The 19294-nt window shown below is 58.1% G+C and carries 14 protein-coding genes and 1 pseudogene; 13 read left to right on the top strand and 2 right to left on the bottom strand.

All coding sequences use genetic code 11. The features are described from left to right. Positions 1 to 49: 49 nt before the first annotated feature. Complete coding sequence (ectB, locus tag FJV77_RS26355; protein WP_063169350.1) at positions 50 to 1366, bottom strand: diaminobutyrate--2-oxoglutarate transaminase; 1317 nt, start codon at positions 1364 to 1366, stop codon at positions 50 to 52. Between the two features lie 621 nt (positions 1367 to 1987). On the opposite strand from ectB, the gene FJV77_RS26350 reads away from it, so the two are divergent. The 8 genes from FJV77_RS26350 to FJV77_RS32525 all read left to right on the top strand — a co-directional run bounded on the left by FJV77_RS26350 (position 1988) and on the right by FJV77_RS32525 (position 11125). Continuing rightward, complete coding sequence (locus FJV77_RS26350) at positions 1988 to 2452, top strand: Lrp/AsnC family transcriptional regulator (protein WP_063169349.1); 465 nt, start codon at positions 1988 to 1990, stop codon at positions 2450 to 2452. Positions 2453 to 2927: 475 nt separating this feature from the next. Then, positions 2928 to 4613, top strand: coding sequence for a GMC family oxidoreductase N-terminal domain-containing protein (locus FJV77_RS26345; RefSeq protein WP_063169348.1), 1686 nt, complete (start codon positions 2928 to 2930; stop codon positions 4611 to 4613). Positions 4614 to 5383: 770 nt separating this feature from the next. After that, complete coding sequence (locus FJV77_RS26335) at positions 5384 to 6505, top strand: alpha/beta hydrolase (protein WP_063169347.1); 1122 nt, start codon at positions 5384 to 5386, stop codon at positions 6503 to 6505. Between the two features lie 224 nt (positions 6506 to 6729). Then, positions 6730 to 7602 (top strand): ectoine/hydroxyectoine ABC transporter substrate-binding protein EhuB, encoded by an 873-nt coding sequence (ehuB, locus tag FJV77_RS26330; RefSeq protein WP_082826582.1) that lies wholly within the window; start codon positions 6730 to 6732, stop codon positions 7600 to 7602. 59 nt (positions 7603 to 7661) lie between these two features. Further along, entirely contained in the window at positions 7662 to 8333 is a 672-nt protein-coding gene (gene ehuC / locus FJV77_RS26325) for an ectoine/hydroxyectoine ABC transporter permease subunit EhuC (protein ID WP_063169346.1), read from the top strand. Beyond that, entirely contained in the window at positions 8330 to 8998 is a 669-nt protein-coding gene (gene ehuD, locus FJV77_RS26320) for an ectoine/hydroxyectoine ABC transporter permease subunit EhuD (RefSeq protein ID WP_063169345.1), read from the top strand. Before ehuC ends, ehuD begins: the two co-directional genes overlap by 4 nt. A gap of 119 nt (positions 8999 to 9117) precedes the next feature. Continuing rightward, positions 9118 to 9894, top strand: coding sequence for an ectoine/hydroxyectoine ABC transporter ATP-binding protein EhuA (ehuA, locus tag FJV77_RS26315; RefSeq protein ID WP_063170381.1), 777 nt, complete (start codon positions 9118 to 9120; stop codon positions 9892 to 9894). 562 nt (positions 9895 to 10456) lie between these two features. Further along, on the top strand, positions 10457 to 11125 hold the full coding sequence (locus FJV77_RS32525; protein WP_176477193.1) for a hypothetical protein: 669 nt from the start codon (positions 10457 to 10459) through the stop codon (positions 11123 to 11125). Positions 11126 to 11373: 248 nt separating this feature from the next. On the opposite strand, the pseudogene FJV77_RS26305 reads toward FJV77_RS32525, so the two are convergent. Beyond that, positions 11374 to 12444, bottom strand: a pseudogene (locus FJV77_RS26305) (IS5 family transposase). A 715-nt stretch (positions 12445 to 13159) separates the two neighbouring features. On the opposite strand from FJV77_RS26305, the gene FJV77_RS26300 reads away from it, so the two are divergent. Genes FJV77_RS26300 through FJV77_RS26280 form a run of 5 tightly spaced genes read left to right on the top strand, consistent with a single transcriptional unit; the run spans position 13160 to position 18755 of the window. Continuing rightward, positions 13160 to 14839 carry an ABC transporter substrate-binding protein gene (locus FJV77_RS26300; protein ID WP_063170379.1) on the top strand — a complete coding sequence of 560 codons (1680 nt, stop codon included), beginning with the start codon at positions 13160 to 13162 and terminating at the stop codon, positions 14837 to 14839. Continuing rightward, positions 14836 to 15825, top strand: a complete 990-nt coding sequence (locus tag FJV77_RS26295; RefSeq protein WP_063169344.1) for an ABC transporter permease — start codon at positions 14836 to 14838, stop codon at positions 15823 to 15825. The genes FJV77_RS26300 and FJV77_RS26295 overlap by 4 nt, the downstream gene beginning before the upstream one ends. Then, complete coding sequence (locus FJV77_RS26290; protein ID WP_063169343.1) at positions 15822 to 16754, top strand: ABC transporter permease; 933 nt, start codon at positions 15822 to 15824, stop codon at positions 16752 to 16754. Before FJV77_RS26295 ends, FJV77_RS26290 begins: the two co-directional genes overlap by 4 nt. Beyond that, positions 16751 to 17761, top strand: a complete 1011-nt coding sequence (locus FJV77_RS26285) for an ABC transporter ATP-binding protein (protein ID WP_063169342.1) — start codon at positions 16751 to 16753, stop codon at positions 17759 to 17761. Before FJV77_RS26290 ends, FJV77_RS26285 begins: the two co-directional genes overlap by 4 nt. Next, positions 17754 to 18755 carry an ABC transporter ATP-binding protein gene (locus tag FJV77_RS26280; RefSeq protein ID WP_063169341.1) on the top strand — a complete coding sequence of 334 codons (1002 nt, stop codon included), beginning with the start codon at positions 17754 to 17756 and terminating at the stop codon, positions 18753 to 18755. The genes FJV77_RS26285 and FJV77_RS26280 overlap by 8 nt, the downstream gene beginning before the upstream one ends. The last annotated feature ends 539 nt before the right edge of the window (positions 18756 to 19294 follow it).

Here is a 19294-nt window from a genome sequence, read left to right as displayed (position 1 = left end):
CTGCGAGCGGCCCGATTTTGGACCTGCTAGTGGCCCGGTGCTTTGTCGGCTAGCGAGCCGCGCCTCCACCGTCGAGGGTAGTCGCTACTGCGCCAATGCTGTCGCGAATGATGGACAGACCACGCCGAAGGTCAGCCTCGGCGATGGTGAGGGCAGTCATGAACTTAAGCACCTCACCGTATGAGCCGGCGATCTCGATCACCAAGCCCCGACGAAAAGCCTCCTGGGAGACCAGACCTGGCAAGGAGTGGTGCTTCGGTGAAACGAGTCCGTACATCAGACCGCGGCCTCGCACGCTCAGGCCGAGGGTGGGGAATTCCTCGGTAATCGCGTTGAGTTCTTGGACCAAGATCGCAGACTTGCGAGCGATCTCATCCTCGAACTTGGAGTCGGACCAGTAAGCTTCGAGGGCCGCACGAGCAGTGACGAAAGCATAGTTGTTGCCTCTGAAGGTCCCGGTGTGTGCGCCCGGGGCCCAGACATCAAGTTCAGGCTTGATGAGAATAAGGGCCATTGGGGTTCCGATCGCCGACAAAGATTTGGACAGGGTAACGATGTCCGGCACAATTGCAGCCGCTTCGAAACTGAAGAAACTGCCCGCGCGACCGACCCCGGCCTGGATGTCATCGAGGATCATCAAGATTCCGTGCCGCGACGTTAGCTCGCGCAGCCGTTGCAGCCAAGTAACGCTCGCAGCATTGATGCCGCCTTCACCTTGGATCCCTTCCAGGATCACCGCGGCAGGTTTGTCGAGGCCACTGTTGGGGTCATTGAGAAGCTTTTCGAAGTAATCGATTGTGTCAACTGACGCCCCCAGGTAGCCTTCGTATGGCAACGATGTCACATGGGCGAGGGGAAACCCGGCAGCGGCCCGGTGCTCCTTGTTTCCCATCGCTGCCAATGCTCCAGCGCTTTCCCCATGGAACGAGTTGGTAAACGAGACGATGTTCGATCTCCCGGTCACCTGGCGAGCCAGTTTTAGACTCGCTTCGACCGCGTTCGTACCTGTGGGGCCGGGAAACTGTAATTTGTATGTCAGACCACGAGGCTTGAGAATGTATCGCTCGAAAGCTTCGATGAAGGCTTTCTTGGCCGTCGTGGCAAGGTCCAGCCCATGCACAATTCCGTCGCGCTCGATATAATCCAGCAGCGCCTTCTTGATGACGGGGTTGTTGTGCCCATAATTCAAAACGCCTGCACCGGCGAAAAAGTCGAGATATTCCCGACCGTCTGCAGCGATGAGAGTGGTCCCGACTCCGCGATCGAATAGGGCGGGGAAGGCGCGGACGTAGCTGCGCACCTCAGACTCCAGGCGATTGAAAACCGCGAGACCTGCATCCATTTCAGGTGCGAATTGCTTGCTCATAGGCGAACTCCTCAATCTGAAGCCTGCAAAGCCAGGCCTCTTCTGCTTTATGAAGTGGCGTGTAGGTGCCGTTGTGAGACAATAGCGCGCTACATTGGGCGCCTTGCGCAAATTCTGAGCGGCGGGATGCAGTAATTATGCGAAATTGCCGGCAGGTTGCATAAGGCCGGCGGTTTGTGTGGCTGCGGTGACGATTTTTCCCAACCACCTCAAGACGGCTGCATTTGATGCAGCAACCGGGGCAGGCGAACCTAGCGCTCGATTCCCTATACACAGATGAGACTCTTGGCAGCGTGAGCCAACGAATGGAAGCCGAAGCGCGGAAATAGAGGTCCCCCCTATCATCATCGTCCAGTCGGCTTAGCGTTTAAGTTCCGAGACGTTTCCTCGGCCGAACTGGGCGCAAGGCCTCGGCTTTTGACCGTCGGCTGCCATTGTCAGTTGGGCGATGGTGGACAGCACTCTTCGGCCAATGGCTATAACTGACGTCGAGGACGATAGCCGACTTTGGTCCCATGCCTGGCCTGATCGTTTGGGCTTCCGTCTGCGCGGGGTTGAGGCTACAGTCGAGTGCATATCGCAGTTTTTCTGCGCAAATTGCAGCTATTCCGGAGAATGACCATGGAATTGGATCGGATAGATCTGAAAATCTTAAGCGCTGTTCAGCGCAACAATCGCCAAACAACGGAAGAATTGGGCCAACTGGCCGGTATATCGCCCACGGCCTGTCAGCGGCGATTGAAGCAGTTGCGACAAATTGGCGTAATTGAGGCTGATGTTGCAATCGTGTCGCCTGAGGCGGTGGGCAGGTCCCTGATGATGCTGGTCTTGGTCGACATTGAGCGCTATCGTTCCGACGTCATCGATCGCTTCAAGCAGTCTCTACAGAAGGCGCCTGAAGTAATGAGCGCGTATGCGGTCACCGGTAACGCCGATTTCGTTCTCCTTCTCTCCGTGCGTGACTTGGCAGAGTACGACGCATTCTCGAGGCGTTTCTTCTTTGATAGCCCGGCTGTTAGAAATTACAGCACGATGATTGTGATGGATCGCACGAAGGTAACCTTGGCGGTGCCAATCGATGTATAGAACGCGCAATCTTACGCGCATTCAACAACTGGTTGATCCGATTCACCGATGACTGGCGCAAGGGTCAGCCGCCTTGCCCGCCGGCCATGATTGGGACGGGAGTTTTCGTACCGCTAAAGCGGCGATGGAGCGCAAGGCGAAGCATCATTCTGCTCCTTACAACGGCCTCGTCAGCGCGATGCTGCAAAAGCACTTCTGGACCTACCGGGCTGCATTCTGATGTATCTCGCGATAGGTTTGTCCCCTTCAGTCGCGATGCGCTTTGTCCACTTAAGTCACGACGCTCCGGCATCGCCTTCAGCCCTGATGGACTGCTGGCAAGGTCATGTTTAAACGTTCCGCCCCGTTGGGAGGCCGCCATAATGCGAATCTCTTAAGAATGCGCTGATTTCCTGCGTCCTGCAAGATAATTGCGCGTTTTTGCTTGCTCGCCGTCTGCTAGATTTTTGCCCGACTCAGACATTTGCGAGTTTGCGTGGTTTTCGATTATATCGTCGTGGGTGGTGGCTCCTCTGGATGCGTGATGGCGAGCAGGCTCTCCGCCTATGGCGCTCGCGTGCTGCTCATTGAAGCTGGCCCTGATACGCCGCCGAATGCCATTCCTGACGACATCCAGGATGGCGACCCAACGCGTGCTTACCTTAATCCCGGTTATCGATGGCAGTCACTCCACGCGACAACGGTGCGAGGTGGCCGCAAGCCTGTCCATTACGAACAGGCGCGCGTCATGGGTGGCGGCTCCAGCATCAATGCCCAAGTCGCCAACCGCGGCGGGCCCGGAGATTACGATGAGTGGGCCTCAAGCGGTGCAACGGGCTGGGGTTGGGAAGACGTGCTGCCCTACTTCCGTCGTCTAGAATGCGATTTGGATTTCGGCGGGGAATTTCATGGCACGAACGGCCCCTTGCCAATCAAACGTGTGCGCCAATCAGACTGGTCGGGCTTCATCCGGGCAATCTCCGATGCTTACGATGCTTTGGGGCTTCATTTCAGGCCAGACTTCAATGGTGCATTCGGTGATGGCTATTCAGTTGTCCCATTGACCAACCGCAATGGTCATCGGGTCTCCTCCGCGATGGCGTACTTACCCGAAACCGTCCGCTCTCGCCGCAATCTAACGATTTTATCCGAAACGACAGTTGCGCGGCTGACCTTTTTGGGAACAACGGTAACGGGGGTCGAGACGGAGAACAAATCGGGCGTGCAATCGTATAGCGCTTCTTGCGTTATCCTGTGCGCAGGAGCACTCCATTCACCCGCCATATTGATGCGCTCCGGGATCGGCCCCGCGAAGGAATTAGTACAATTCGGAATCCCTATCGTTGCAGATTTGAAAGGTGTGGGCCAGAATCTTCAGGAACACCCCACGATTTGCGTTTCGGCCTATTTGAAGCCGGCCGATCGCTTGTCACCCGGCGTGAGCGAATATATTCAGATGCACGCCCGCTACTCGTCGGGTTACGAAGGCTGCCCGTCGACCGATATGGCAATATCGACTGTTGCCAAATCATCCTGGCACCCGCTGGGGAGGCGCCTCGGCACTCTCGCCGTGTGGGTCAATCGCAGCTACTCGACGGGAACTGTGGCGCTCAAGGGTAGTTCGCATAAAATAGAGCCGGAGGTCGATTTCAACTGGTTGAGCGACAAGCGGGACGCCGAGCGCCTCAAGCAGGGCTTTCGCTTCATAGTCCGCCTGCTGCAGCAAGATTCGCTGTCCTCTGTGGCGCTGGACCCGTTTCCGTCAGCGTTGAATGCGCGAGCGAAGCTGGTGAGCAAGGTCACAAGCACAAACTATGCACTCACGTCATTTCTGGCGCTGCTCATGGACGCGTCGCCGCGGCTGCGCCGTGGGCTGATTAGGCGCGTCATAACGGATGGGGATAGCATTTCCGATCTCGTCAACGACGAGAAACATCTGGATCGGTATATTCGCCAGAACGTCATCCCAAGTTGGCATCCGACGTCGACCTGCAGGATGGGGGCAGCCGCGGATCCTGGCGCTGTGACCGATCCGTCGGGACGCGTTCATGGTATTTTGGGTTTGAGGATCGCCGACGCTTCCGTCATGCCATTTTGCCCTCGGGCGAACACAAACATTCCGACGATTATGGTGGCTGAGAAATTGGCCGACACAACCTTGAGAGACGGCAGACGGAGCTAGGCCAGGCGGCATGTACATTCTGCCGGAGCGCTGCCGCAATGTGGTGTTCACCGAGCCGCTTGCTAAGTTCACCGAAGCCCTGCTCATGCCGAATGGCAATCCCAAAAGACCAGCACTCCTTTGACGATATTCGTGATAAGGGCCTAACGCTGGTCACCACCGCCGGTTCCGACACGGTCACGACCGCCAAAGACGCGGGCATTCCGGAGGATCGTGTCATGCAGGTCGCCGGCCAGGCCGAATTCTTGCAGGCAGTGAAGGTCGGCCGCGCGGCGGCGGGGTCGCTAAACTACTTCACGGTAAGGAGCTCGCTGACAAGGTCGACAGCGTTGAAATGGCAGATCCGTTCACCCCGCCGGCTGGGAAGGCCGGCTACCCAAGTCTCGCCTTCCTGCCCAATCAGCAGGCGGTCGATGCCTTCAACGAGGTATTGAATACTTATATCGGCTCCGACCAAATGATGCAGTCGGTCAAAATACGGCTACACCAAAATCAATCTGCCGGACGGCACCAAGACCGGCGACCTGTGCAAGGGTTGAAATCTTGCGGGGAATGCCACCCATGCACCTAAAAGGCTCCCGGCCGCAGTGGCTGGGCGACGACAGAGCAAAGTGACAAGACGCGAGGCTCCGGGGTGCCGATTTCCGGTATTCAGACGAGATAGTTCGGCAACGTGGCATGTGAGGCTGCTACGCTCAGGAGTGAGCAATGGCAGTCCATCTCGCATGTCGCAATGCCGACCTGATGCCCCTCCTTTTGCCGAGGAACCGATGATCACCAAGCATCGCGTATCGGTTGATGGTGTCGAGACATCGTACTGCGAGAACGGAGCTGGTAGGCCGATTGTTTTCCTGCAGGGGGCGGGCTTCCGTGCAGAGGCTAAGAGTTCCTTTGTTCGGCAGCTGAACGGGCTATCCGATCAATTTACGGTAGTAGCGATTGATCAACTCCATTTTGGGGGAACGGATTATCCTGCTGACTGCAAATACATTAACCGGCTCGGTCGTGTGAATCATGTAATTAGCTTCCTCCAACAACTGGGTTTGAAGCAGATCACGCTAGTCGGCCATTCAGAAGGATCATTCGTCGACGCGCGGGTCGCGATCGTGCGTCCCGATCTTGTTTCTAAGCTTGTCCTGCTGACCGCTAACTCCGTGTCGCCGGCGTTCGGAGATGACCGTGACGAAGCTTGGCTGGAGGCCTGCCGGCAGGCTTACGGCTGTTCCGGCCCGATGCCGAGCGAAGAGGAATACATCACCGCACGGCGGAAAAGCTGCCGCGCCCACGGGCAGGATGTGGAATGCGCCGAGCGAGAAGCCTATCGGCGGGCCGCGGCTCGGGGACAATGGGAGATCTGGCAGAGATTGCCGGAAGACGAGACAAACCTGCATCGTTATCCACTGCTGCAGCAGAAGTATATCTTCCCCTACCTTGATCAGCTTCAGGCCCAGACGTTGATCATCTGGTCCAAGAACGACCCTACCGCGACGCCGGAGCAAGGGATCAACCTGGCGAAGCTGATCAGGAATTCAGATTTCCATCTGCTCAATAATGCCGGCGATTCCGTCCAGGTTGATCCGGAGCGAAGCCGTGAACAGACTCATCCGTCAATGGCACGAATGATCAACTGTGACGGGAACAATGCTCGGGCCAGCGTCTCCGAGGCGAATCTCTCAGCGGCGTGTCGCATACGACGAACTTGTGCCCTGCCATGGCAACAAGGGCATAGCCCAGGCGGTGGCGCCCATCCAACCGGGCAGGGCAGGAGTCATGCAAGACGTGGTGTGCCTCAGTTGGCCATACCACAGCTCGCGATTGTTCACTTCCAACGAACCACGGGGATGACGGAAATGTGCGTATGCACCCAAAAATCACCGAATTTCTGCGAATAACTTGCATTTCTCGCACAAAGCACCACAGCTGCGCTGCTACGCTCACGAAGCATGCACAAGTGGCGTAGCAAAGGATCGACTGGAGGAATCTATACCTAAGTGGGGACCCTGCAGCTCACACGATGATGGGAACCGCCGGACTACAAGCTCAACAAATGATGCAATGGTCTTTTCCCGAGGCATATCGGGAGACCATCGGCGATGCGAAAACGGAGGACTAACCAGTGGTCAAGTGGAAACTCGACGAATGCTTTAAGGCTGCAATCTTGAAGAGGATTGCCGCGCTCGGCCTGGCGGCGATGACAATCTCGTCCTTTGCCGGTTCGGCCTCGGCGGAGTCGCTGCTCGATAAGATTAAGAACGGAGAAACGATCCGTCTTGGCTTCACCAATGAGCCTCCCAGTGCCTATCCTGGTGCGAACAACGAGCCGCTTGGCCTGGTCAATGTGATGACACTGGACGTTCTGAGAAAGATGGGAACGACCAAAATCGAGCCGGTCGTAACCGATTGGGGTTCCCTTGTCCCGGGCCTCCAGGCTGGTCGCTTTGACATCATCACGGGCGGCATGTGGATTAAGCCGGAGCGGTGCCGCAACGTCCTGTTCAGCGAACCGATCGCATCGAGCAATGATTCGATGATCGTGCCGAAGGGCAATCCGGAAGCGCTGCATTCCCTCCATGACGCTCAGAAGAAGGGGCTTACCCTGGCCATCATGACGGGTACCACCGCAGTCGAGCAGGCGAAGAAATTAGGTTTCCCTGACGACAAGGTTATGCAGGTCGCCGGACCGCCCGAGGTCGTACAGGCTGTAAAGGCCGGCCGCGCCGCTGCCGGCTCGCTCTATAGTCTGAACGCGACGACTCTTGCCGAGCAGGATCCCAGCATTGAGGTGGCTGACCCGTATACCCCGCCGGGACCGAATGAACATCCCGCCATAGCCTTCCCGCTCAGCGAACAGGCTGCGGTAGACGCGTTCAATGCTGTGTTGAAAGACTATATTGGCTCTGACGAAATGATGGCCGCGGTCGGCAAATATGGTTACACCAAACGCGATCTCCCGGATGGCAGCAAGACCGCTGATCTTTGCAAGGGCTGAAGCTATGCGTCTGACCGCTCCCCGGCCCTTGGCCGGTAGGCGGTCAGTGGGGAGGGCATATGAGTAAGGTCGATCTCAGCTTTATCTTTGCCGTGCTCACCAAGGGCGTCATGACTACGGTCATCGTCACTCTTGGCGCCTGCGTCGTAGCGATCGTCCTTGGGCTTTTCGTGGGCCTGACCCGAGTCTCTCCCCGTCGGCAGTTGCGCTGGTTCAGTATCGCCTACATCGAATTCTTCCGCGGGACGTCCATGCTGGTTCAGCTCTACTGGTGGTTCTTTGTATTGCCGATTTTCGGTATTTTCCTGTCGCCGTGGACTGTCGGAATTTTGGGGATCGGAATGAATGCCTCTGGCTACGCAGCCGAGTATGTCCGCGCCGCCATTCAGGCCGTTGATAGGGGCCAGTATGAGGCATCTACAGCGCTCAATTTTTCGCGGCTCACCATGATGCGGCGTATTATCCTCCCACAGGCAATGCGCGCCATGCTGCCGACCTGGGGTAACATGCTCATCGATGTGCTTAAGGGTAGCTCGCTCGTCTTCTTCATCACCATTCCCGAATTTACTAGCGCCGCCAAGCAGGCGGCCGACGCAACTGGCGATTATATGCTGTTCTTTGCGGTTGCACTATTCGGTTATTACATCATCGCGCGCGCCCTCATCACTCCTTTCGTGCGCTGGCTGGAACGCCGCGTCTCGCGCGGTTTCGTTCGGGAGCAGGTGGCTTGAAGATCTGGGATTGGTCTTACGTATGGGAGGCTTTCCCATATCTCTATCAGGGAGCGATCGTCACCATTGAGGCTACGCTGCTCGGGTTTGCGATCGCGCTGATATTGGGTCTTGTCTTCGCGATGATTCGCCAGTCGCCAAACCGCTACGTCTCGACCACCATGGCGGAGATCGTGGAGTTTATCCGTTCAACGCCCTTGCTGCTGCAGTTGTTCTTTGTCTATTTCGTTGGTCCGCAGATCGGAATCTTCATTCCTGCCTGGACGGCGGGAGTTGGCGTGCTGGGGATCCACTATGCAGCCTATTGTTCCGAAGTCTTCCGCGGCGGCATCGAGAATGTGGATGGCGGCCAGTGGGAGGCCTGTACGGCACTAAACCTTTCGCGAACGCGGACCTGGCGAACAATCATTCTGCCGCAGGCGATCCCGCCCATGGTGCCAGCTCTGGGCAATTACTTCATCGGCATGTTCAAGGACACGCCGGTCCTGGCGGCAATCTCGATCTTCGAGATGCTGCAGCAGGCGAAAAATTTCGGGGGCAATAACTATCGATACATAGAAGCGATCACTATGTGCGGCTTCTTCTACTACGTGTTCAGCTTGGTTGCTTCCGCTATCGTGCAGTCGGTCCGCGTCTGGCTCAACCGCCGCTACCATCTGCAATAGGGAGGCCTTATACTATGAGCGAATTTGTGCTTCGCTTCGAGGACGATCTCACGAAGCGCCCTAGGGCATCAGCCAGGCGGGACGAGCTTGACCTCGATATCAGGCGCAGCGAAAAAGTCATGAACGAACCCATAGTTCGCTTCGAGAACGTCACAAAGCGCTACGGCGCGTTGACGGTGCTGGACGAACTCAATCTCGAGATCGCACGCAACGAGAAGGTGTCCATCATTGGTCCGTCCGGCTCGGGCAAGACCACCGTTCTGCGCATGCTGATGACGCTTGAGCACATCAACGGGGGGGTGATATGGGTCGACGGTGAACCGTTGACGCATACGCAGAAGAACGGCCAAATAGTGCCGGCGAGCGAGCGTCATCTCCGTCGCGTGCGTGCCAAGATCGGTATGGTGTTCCAGCACTTTAACCTGTTCCCGCATATGACTGCTCTGCAGAACTGCATGGAGGCGCCGATCTCCGTCCTTGGGCTCTCGAAGAAGGAGGCGGAGGCCCGAGCGGCAGAGCTGCTCGACTTGGTGGGCCTCGGCGACAAGAAGAACCATTTCCCGATCCAGCTTTCCGGGGGCCAGAAGCAACGCGTGGCGATCGCTCGGGCGTTGGCCATGCGGCCCAAGGTGATGCTGTTTGACGAGGTGACATCAGCGCTTGACCCGGAACTGGTTGGAGAGGTGCTCAACGTCATCCGCAAGCTCAGCGCCGAACATGACCTCACAATGCTGATGGTCACGCACCAGATGGGCTTTGCCAAGGAGTTCTCCGATCGCGTGTGCTTCTTTTCTGGCGGTAAGATTGTCGAGCAAGGCCCGCCCAGCCAGCTTTTAGGCAATCCGCAAAACGAGCGAACGCAGCAGTTTCTCAATGCGGTGCTGGAGACGAGGTGAGTTGCGGGTTGTGCCGCTAGTTGAGTTATCCCGTGGGTGGCTTCCGGGCAGGAACTGGTCCGTTCGGAGCAGGCTGCCCTGCGACGAACCTACGCGCGGTTTTTCAGGGCCGGGTTGATGTCGAGGTTACTGCCCCAGTTCATTCAGGACTGCATAACTAGGATCGTCCGGTCCAAGCCCCAGATTGGTCGAGTTAGGTAAATAGCGCTGCCCGTTCGGCAGTTGCGAGCTTGAAGATCTGATGTGCGTTCAATCTGCCATTCAGGGCATCTGGGCTCTGGAAAGTGCCCTAACACGATTGTCTGACGGCGGACGCAAACCCGGTATCCTACAGGCCCGGGGAGGGTCGCACAAGCGTTCTGCGGTTTCCCAGTTTTTACGGCTTTCATGCGAATGCACCAAAACAATGCCGACTTACTGCGCCTGGAAAGGCATGTTTCTCTGAAACAGCCGTTTCGACGCTGTTAAATTCGTGCATTCAGAGAGAACCTGTATCGCGCAGGTGATGGGCATTTGCTGCCGAAATCACCATCTTAGCTGCTTCCAGAAGAAGGATGCTTCCGTGACAACTCAACAAAGGGCCCTCGGAATTATTGGGCTGGAGATCGGACTTCCGCCTCGTGAATTTCCGCCACCGCAACCGGAGTCGGTCTTCAACCCGGCAACTTTCGACTTCCCAATTATAATAGAGACCGCGGCCGGGGCTTTGGAGGAGAGGGTCATTCCCGGTGATGCTTCTCTCGAGCCGGCCTACATTGCAGCTGCCAGGCGGTTGGTCGAGCGCGGAGCAGTCGCGATAACCGGGGACTGCGGGTTCAGTATCCGGTACCAGGCTGCAGTGGCCGCGTCTGTCGAAGTCCCGGTGGCCATGTCGAGCCTGCTACTGGCGCCCACGCTACTCCGGCAGCTTCCAGCTGACGCAAAGCTCGCCGTTGTGGCCGCAGACTCAAGACACTGCGGCAAAGAGCTGCTGGGCATAGATTCATCCGCAGAGGCAAGAGTAGTCATCGGCGGCATTGAAGGTGACGCGTGGCCGGCTGGTGTTGTTGAAATGGAGTCGGAGGTTGCAGCCTGTGTCGCGCGACTTGGCGCCGCACATCCGGGGATTGCCGCCCTCCTATTTGAATGTACATTGTTCCCGATGGTGACGTCAGCAATCCGTCGTAGGACAGGACTGCCCATCTATGACGCCGCGACCCTTTATCGGATGACATTCGCGTCCGTGGCTTGACCGCTTGGAGGCCACTATCCCAAAATATGAGCTCATGTCTGGTATGAGTTGCGGCTCGTTATTGTAACACACGTCCGCATCTTGTCGAATACTCTGTCGAGACTGGATCCTCGATTTCCGAGGTCAGGACGCGGTGCCTGAGATGCAGGTTGGATTTTTGGAACTCGTGCTGGTCGACCGTGATCCAGACGCTAAGCGGCGACCGACTTCGGCCGGAGTTGAAGCAGGGCGATCAAGGGCCACAAAAATCACTTCAGCCACCTGAGCAGGAGGGAGAAGTTGTATCCGGCGGCGGCCAGGACGGCGTTGAGGGCGTCGCCCTGCTGGCCGGCGAGGTAGTTGCGGCCCATGCGGTGTTCGTTCTTGATGTGGCCGATATGACGCTTGCCAGCGTGTGGCCGTCATAGGGATTGCCGGGCAGCGCTTTTGCATGCAGGGCGAACTGGCCGCCCTTGGAGCGCTTCAGCGTGGTGGCCACCGACACCTTCACACCGAACTCGTAGGGCATATGCGCCTTGCCCTTGCCAATGCATTCCACCTCGTGCGCGTGCAGGCTGTAGATCTTGCGGCCGCGCTGGCGCTGGCGTTGCTAGAGAACGGTGGCGGCCTGGTAGAACGGCCATTTGAAGAGCGCGTCCAGCCCCGCATCGCCGGCGATCTGGCGAGAAATGTCGCGAATGGTCCGGCCGAGATAGGTCTTGAGCCTGCGCAGCGCCTTGTTGGCCCGCTTGAACTGCTTGGCGTGGGCATAGCGCTGGTGGCTGATCAGCGCCAGCTGATAGCTCTGGCGCAAATGGAGCTCCTTCCCTCTTGGCCAGCCGCACCAGCCGTTCGCGCGCCCGGTTGATGAGCTTGGCGTCGGTCGGGAACATGACGTTCTTCGGCTGCACGGTTGTGTCGACGATCACCTGGCGCGTGTCGGCCGGCTTCATCGCCCCGGTCTTGACCGCAAGGCTGAGGCTCTCCTGCAACAGCGCCACGATCCGCTCCTCGCCCATGCGGCTGCGCCAGCGCGTCATCGACGAGAGGTCGAACGGCAGCGTATGGCAAAAGAACGTCTCGCCGGTGAGATACTGGAAGTAAGGGTTCTCCACCCAGCGCTCGCACAGCACCTCATCCGACAGGTTGAAGGTGTGCTTGAGGATCGCCAGCCCCGCCATCAGCCGGGTCGGCAGCGGCGGCATGCCGGGGCCGTCCGAATAGACGGCGCCGAAACGCTCCTCCAGCACCGGCCGGTCGATCGCCTGCTTCATGTTGATGATCTGATCGAGCCTGGAGCGGAACAGGTCCTGCTCTCCCGTCTCGCGTGGCTTGGACATTCGCCGTCCCCTCGATTCGCCGCCGCCGAACCGAGTGAATCACGCTCCGCAGCACAAGGGAATCGCAAAACCGAATTGCAGGAAAACAGCGTCCAAATACCGCTAATCCTGCAATTCAAAAGACGCTATCCGCCTCAATCAAAAGGCCAGATCAATGGCTTGCGGATAGTTCACGGTCGACGAGCTGGCGGCCACGCATCAGGCTGGAGATCCATCAGCGTTTACATCGTTTTTCAACGGGCGGCTCAAGCTCCGTGTTGTTGCGCGGCGCGCAGCTTGTCGAACGCCTCTTAGACCGTCGTGTGCCGGAAGAGGATATCCTCTGGAATTTCGGCATCGACATTCCGACATCACACATCCGTGATAAAGGCGTTTGCGGCTCGACGGGACCCTCCAACCCGAGGTCGCGAACAGAACCTGAATGACTGCCTCGTTTGCTATATGCGAATTGTCCGTGGGCGCCGCCAGGAGCTGGAACCGGCCAATCGACTTTAATTCTGGCTAGCTGTGCCCAGAATCGAGAAAAACGCCGGATTCATGCAGGCACAGCGGCCAATTTGCAGGAACCACCCCCCTGGGCACTGCTACTTATCTGGAATGAGGGGACTGTGGAGCTTCCGTCAAAAGGAAGCCAGATGTTCCGGGTTGAGGCCGTAGATCATCGTGGTCGTGTGAACATGAAGTGATGATAAAGCCGGCAAACAGGGAGGATAAAATGAGCCAATACTCATATAATCGTCGTGCGCTTATGAAGGCAATGCTGGCGATTTCGGCGACCCCTTGGGGGATTAACTCGAGGGCGTTCGCCTCGTCGTGCGACGATCGCATCCTGCGAATCGGCGGACTGGGTGGAGGCCCTGATTCGATGAACCCCTTCGCCACTTGGGGCTCCTTTTGGCCCTTGGCTATTTGCTATGATTTCTTGGTCTGCATAGACGCCCAGCGATACGACGATCGAAAGGGCTTTGCCCAATCTTGGTCCGTCGCCGACGACAACCTCACTTGGACCTTCAAGATCTGGCCCGGCATGAAGTGGTCGGACGGCCAGCCTGCTACCGCTAGGGACGCGGCGTTCACTTATAGTTATTTGCACGATTCCATAGGCAAGCCCGACGAGCTAAACGTCGGGTGGAACAGCACCAGCGGTCTTGAGAACGTCGAGTCCATCAAAGCGTTCGACGACGAGACTTTGCAGATCGTGACCAAGTTCCCCGCGACCTGGCCAATAGACAATATCATAATGATCGTTCCCGAGCACATTTGGAAGGACATCAGCTATGCTGACGCACGCGTAACCTTCCGCAACGATCCGCCTTTGGTGGGTACGGGACCTATGATCGTTTCGGAGTTTCACCAGGGCCAGTTTACACGCCTGACGCCGAACCCCTATTTCCGTACGGGGAAGCCCCAAATCGCGGGGGTGATCCTGCGGTCCTTCGATGCCGCCGATCCGATTGCGCAAGGTCTTAAGAGCGGGGAACTCGATTATGGCAACTACCTGACGTCCGCCCAGTGGGCTGATCTCTCGAAGGATCCCGACATTGTAGTCGGTGAATCCCGCATAGCTCAGAAAACCTATCTCGCCTTCAACACCGCTTCGGGAGATGGCGCAGGTAGCACCAAGGCTCTGCAGGATCCGGCGTTTCGCGATGCGCTCGGCTACGCGATCGATCAGAAGGCCATCGTCGATCGAGCCATGCGCGGACACGCCGACCCTGGTGTCGGACTCGCAATGCCGGTGGCGGCCGATTACTATTCAGATCTGAACGACATCAGGCGCCACTTCGATCTCGCCGAAGCCAACCGCCGGCTTGACGCCGCAGGGTACCGGGACACGAACGGCGATGGCATTCGGGAGGACAAGGACGGGAAGAGTTTCCAGCTAGAGCTGGTGTCTGGACCTTCAGCAAATATAGAGATGCCGGTCGCGGCAGTGCAGTTTATCGCTGGCTGGTTGGAGCAAATCGGTATCCCTGTATCGGTGACTCGGCTCGACTCCGGTGCGCTGAGCGCCCGCGCCGCAGCTCCGGCGAAAGGCGGCGGAGGGTGGGATCTGCTCATTTCCGATACCTGGCAAGGCCCAACACCTAAAGACCTGCTCATCTTCGGCAGCAGCAATTCCATCGGCATCAAGAACAAGGCGTACTGGACGAATGCGGAGTTCGACAAACTGTTCGCGGAGGTGCAGGTCACCGTTGACCTCAAGAAAAACCAAAAGCTGGTCGACCAGGCAGCGCGACTAATTTATACTGAAGCGCCTTACATCGTACTATGTTACCCCACCCTGCTCGAAGCCCACCGGAGGGATTGCTTCGAGGGTTGGGGAAAGCAAGGCATCATGTCGATGGACAGCTACTTCCCATTCGATCGCTTGAAGCCGGTGCCCGCGCCGTGAACGGAGGGGGAGGGAGCCGTCACATCCTGCGCATCATCGTCAGGGCCTCTATAACCCTCCTGATGGTGGCAGTCCTGAACTTCATCCTATTCCGAGTTATTCCAGGTGACCCTGCATCTCTTTTGCTTGGCGGGGCGCGCGTCAGCGTCACCGCCGAGCAGATTGAGGCGCAGAACCAACGTTGGGGCCTTGACCGGCCGCTGTTCCCGGACCAGGCGGTCGACTACCTGTCGGCAACACTCCGCGGCGATTTCGGCTACAGCTTCAAGTTCAGGGGCAGGCATGTCGCAGACCTGATAGCGGAACGCCTGCCGGACACCATAGTCCTAGTCGGGGTTGCTCAGATAATGGCAATCGTTATTGGGGTGATGCTTGGGATCTACGCAGGCTGGCGCCGGGGAGGAGCCGGCGACCGTATCGCAACCGGAGCCTCTCTGGCGCTCTATTCTACGCCGGCTTTCTGGCTCGGCATGATCCTGGTGGTAATCTTCAGCACGGCATTGGGTTGGCTCCCGGGCTATGGTGCATACTCGCCCGGCCTGATCACGGGCTCTCTTGGTTCGTTCCTCGACTACCTGCAACATCTCACGCTTCCCGCCACTGCGGTGGCGCTTGGGCTAATCGGCCAGTACGTCGTCGTCGCTCGTGCCGCAATGAGTGACGTACTCACCGAGGATTACATGGTAACCGCACGGGCGAAAGGGCTGACCAACGGTCAAATGCTGATGCGTCATGCATTTCGCAATGCAATGCTACCGGTCGTGACCTTGATCACCCTCAATATTGGCTATGTGGTCGCCGGGGCCATCACTGTCGAAGCCGTTTTCGCCTGGCCGGGTATCGGCGGGCTGACGGTGGAAGCACTCAACGCACGGGACTACCCAGTCCTTCAAGGCATATTCCTGTTGCTTGGCGTTTCAATTGTTCTCGCAAACCTCGTAGCCGATCTTGCCTACAGCCTTCTAGATCCGAGGGTCCGACAATGAGCGACAATATTGTTCGATATTGCCCGCGAGGCCGGGCGCGCGCAATAAAAGGCTTTCTGCGTCAATTTCTCAGCTATGGCGGTGCTCAGGTGGGCCTCGTATGTCTGGTATTCTTTCTTGTTGTGGGAGCGGTCCCCAATATTCTGGCGGGACCGCTCCAGACTGCGATCAATGCAACTGGCGATTTCCTCGCACCCCCATCAGGCGAGCATCTGCTCGGCACGGACGAAATCGGGCGGGACGTGCTCAATCTGGTCCTCCATGGTGCCCGGATCTCGCTTACGATTGCGCTACTCGCGACTGTGATCAGCCTCGTCGTTGGGACTACAATCGGTACGACCGCTGGCTACTATGGTGGCAGGGTCGACGTCTGGCTGATGCGCTTGACAGACTTCTTTTTTGTCATGCCGTCCTTCGTGCTGGCGCTGGTCATTACACCCGTGGTTCTCGAGGTGATGGGGCGCGGTGGAGAAATCCTGGGCTTCCGTCCTTCTCTTTTCGTGATCATTGTCGTTATAGGCATGACAAGCTGGTCCTTTGTTGCACGTATCGTCCGGAGTCAGACACTGTCGCTTAAGGAGCGACCATTCATTGATCGTGCGCGCGTTGCGGGTAGCAGTAATTTCGGCATCATGGTGCGGCACATCCTCCCCAATCTCGTGCCGCAAATCGCAGCCAATGGTGCGCTGGTGGTCGCCAGCGCAATCTATGTCGAGACATCGCTCTCATTCCTTGGACTCGGGGACCCGTTGCAGCCTTCATGGGGCACTTTGCTTTCGCTCGCTCAGCGCGCCGGCGCGGCCAGTGCTGGAGCCTGGTGGTACCTCGGCGCCCCAGGACTGTGCGTACTCACGGTTTCGCTTAGCTTCGTCCTGATTGGCAGTGCCCTTGACGACACGTTCAATCCACGGCGGAGGGTGATCCCATGACCAGCTCCTCCCAGGACAAAACACCGCTTCTGGAAATAGACCGGCTCTCTGTCGATTATGGGCTCAAGGGCGTTTCATTGCGAGCAATCGACGGCGTAAGCTTCGCGCTCCGAGCCGGAGAGGCCGTGGGCCTCGTCGGAGAATCGGGCAGTGGCAAGACCACGACCGCGATGGCGATCGCTGGTCTACTATCACCCAACGCGCGGGTCAGCGGCGGCCAAGTGCGCTATCGTGGCAACCGACTGCCGATCGACGATGATGCGGCGATGCGGCCACATCGCTGGAGCGAAACGTCCGTTGTCTTCCAGGGCGCGATGAACGCACTTAATCCTGTTCACCGCATTATCAAGCAGATCGCCGAGCCATGCATGCTGAAGCTCGGCATGTCGCGGGGCGAGGCGACCAAGCGGGGAAGTGAGTTGCTTCAACTGGTCGGCATCCCGGCGGATCGTGGTTCCGCCTACCCTCACGAGTTGTCGGGCGGAATGCGACAAAGGGTGATGATTGCCATGGCGCTCGCGTGTCGACCTTCGATTATCATTGGTGACGAGCCCACCACAGCGCTCGACGTCATCACTCAGGCTCAGATCCTTAACCTGCTAGGCGACTTGCGATCGCAGTTGAGCCTCGCCCTGATTTTGATCACCCACGACCTTTCTGTGGTGGCTAAGTGTTGTGATCGCGTAATGATCATGTACGCGGGCCGCATCGTCGAGGATGGCACTGTCGCCGAGATTTTCGCCCAGCCCAAACATCCCTACACCCGACAGCTGATCGAATCGATCCCGAACCCAGCGAGCGGCAAAAAGATGATCCGGCCAATACCGGGTGATCCTCCCAACTTGGTGAATCGACCCTCGGGCTGCGCTTTCCATCCGCGTTGCCCGTCGGTCATGGGGGGGTGCGCGACCGAAGTCCCCAGCCTCAATAAGTTCGGGCGGGGACGTGTCGCCTGTCACCTTCACCGGTCCTTGACGCAAGAAGACAAGGTCGCTGTTCATGCCTGACACTGCCGGCATCCTGCGTCTCGAGAGCCTGCAAGTTCATTTTCCTATCCAGGGCGGTCTGTTCGACCGTGTCCTGGGCCGATCTGTCGGCGCCATGCGCGCGGTAGACGGGATCGACCTCAACGTCGGGCGGGGCGAGATCGTCGCCCTGGTCGGCGAATCGGGAAGCGGCAAGACCACTGTGGGCCGCGTCATCACCAAGCTTGCCAAGCCGACTGGCGGCAGAATGCTGTTCGAAGGCCGCGACATGAGGTCGGTAGAGGGCTTCTCGGCTCTACGTCCGTACCGGCGTCGCGTGCAAATGATCTTCCAGGACGCTTATCAGGCCCTCAATCCGCGACACACCGTGTTCGACATCGTGGCGGAGCCGTTGCAGTCCCTGCGGCTGGTCGGTAACGCCACTCAACTCGCCGACCGGGTGAGTGAAGCGCTTGCGGCCGCTGGGCTCAATCCTCCCGGCGATTTCTTCGCCCGCTTCCCGCACGAGCTATCCGGCGGGCAGCGCCAGCGCGTCGTGATTGCAGGAGCGCTTGCCGTCCGGCCGGAACTCATCGTTGCTGATGAACCTGTATCGATGCTCGATGTCTCGATACGCGCTCAGATTCTTCAGGTCCTGGTTGACTTGCGCGACAGGCACAACATGGCGCTGCTGTTCATCACCCACGATTTGCCCCTTGCCTGGCTGATCGCCGACCGGATTGCGGTCTTGTATCTTGGAAAATTGGTCGAGATTGGTAGCGCCGACGAGATCACATTCAACCCTCGCCATCCGTATACCGTCGCCTTGCGCAACGCCACACCGCAGATTGGCGGCAACGCAGGTCGCGCCGAGTTGCCGGCCCTGCAGGGCGAGGTTCCAAGTGCCGCGCGCGTGCCGAAGGGCTGCCGTTTCCATCCTCGTTGCCCGCTTGCCTTCGACCGTTGCAAAGCTGAGGAGCCGCCGGCGATCGAAGTTGGACCACAGCACCTGTCAGCCTGCTGGCTCGCTAAGTGAAAGGCATGCAATCAGCGCCACCCCAATGAGCGTATTCCATCTGGTATTGCACAGGCAGGTGGGCTGGAACACCACCATGCAGATAGAATGCTGAGACCCGTCGAAATTGGCCACTCCATCTTGAATCAGTCTCAATGTCTGGGAGGCACTCTGAAGTGTGTAATGAACTAGGCCCGATTAAACCGCCAACGCCGCGATACGAAGTGGTTTTGCAGACCGGCTTGCGCGTTCCAATGCGGGACGGCGTTGAGCTCGCCACGGACCTGTATCGGCCTATTGGTTACACTGGGGAACTCGGGTCAATCCTTATCCGAACTCCATACGGTAAGACGCCCTATCGCTGTCCGGTTGAGCCTCGCCACAAAGTGGCAAGAATGTTTGCTGGACAAGGGTTCGCTGTACTTGTGCAGGAGCGTCGTGGCGTCTTCGATTCCGGCGGCGTATACGCTAGGGAACATATAGGGGACGACGGTTATGACACGCTGTCCTGGATTTCGCAGCAGCCATGGTCGAATGGACGCGTGGGCACATATGGGTGC

The sequence above is a fragment of the Mesorhizobium sp. WSM4306 genome (genome assembly GCF_007003975.1).
GTDB lineage: Bacteria > Pseudomonadota > Alphaproteobacteria > Rhizobiales > Rhizobiaceae > Mesorhizobium.
This window is presented reverse-complemented; position numbering and strand designations above follow the sequence as displayed.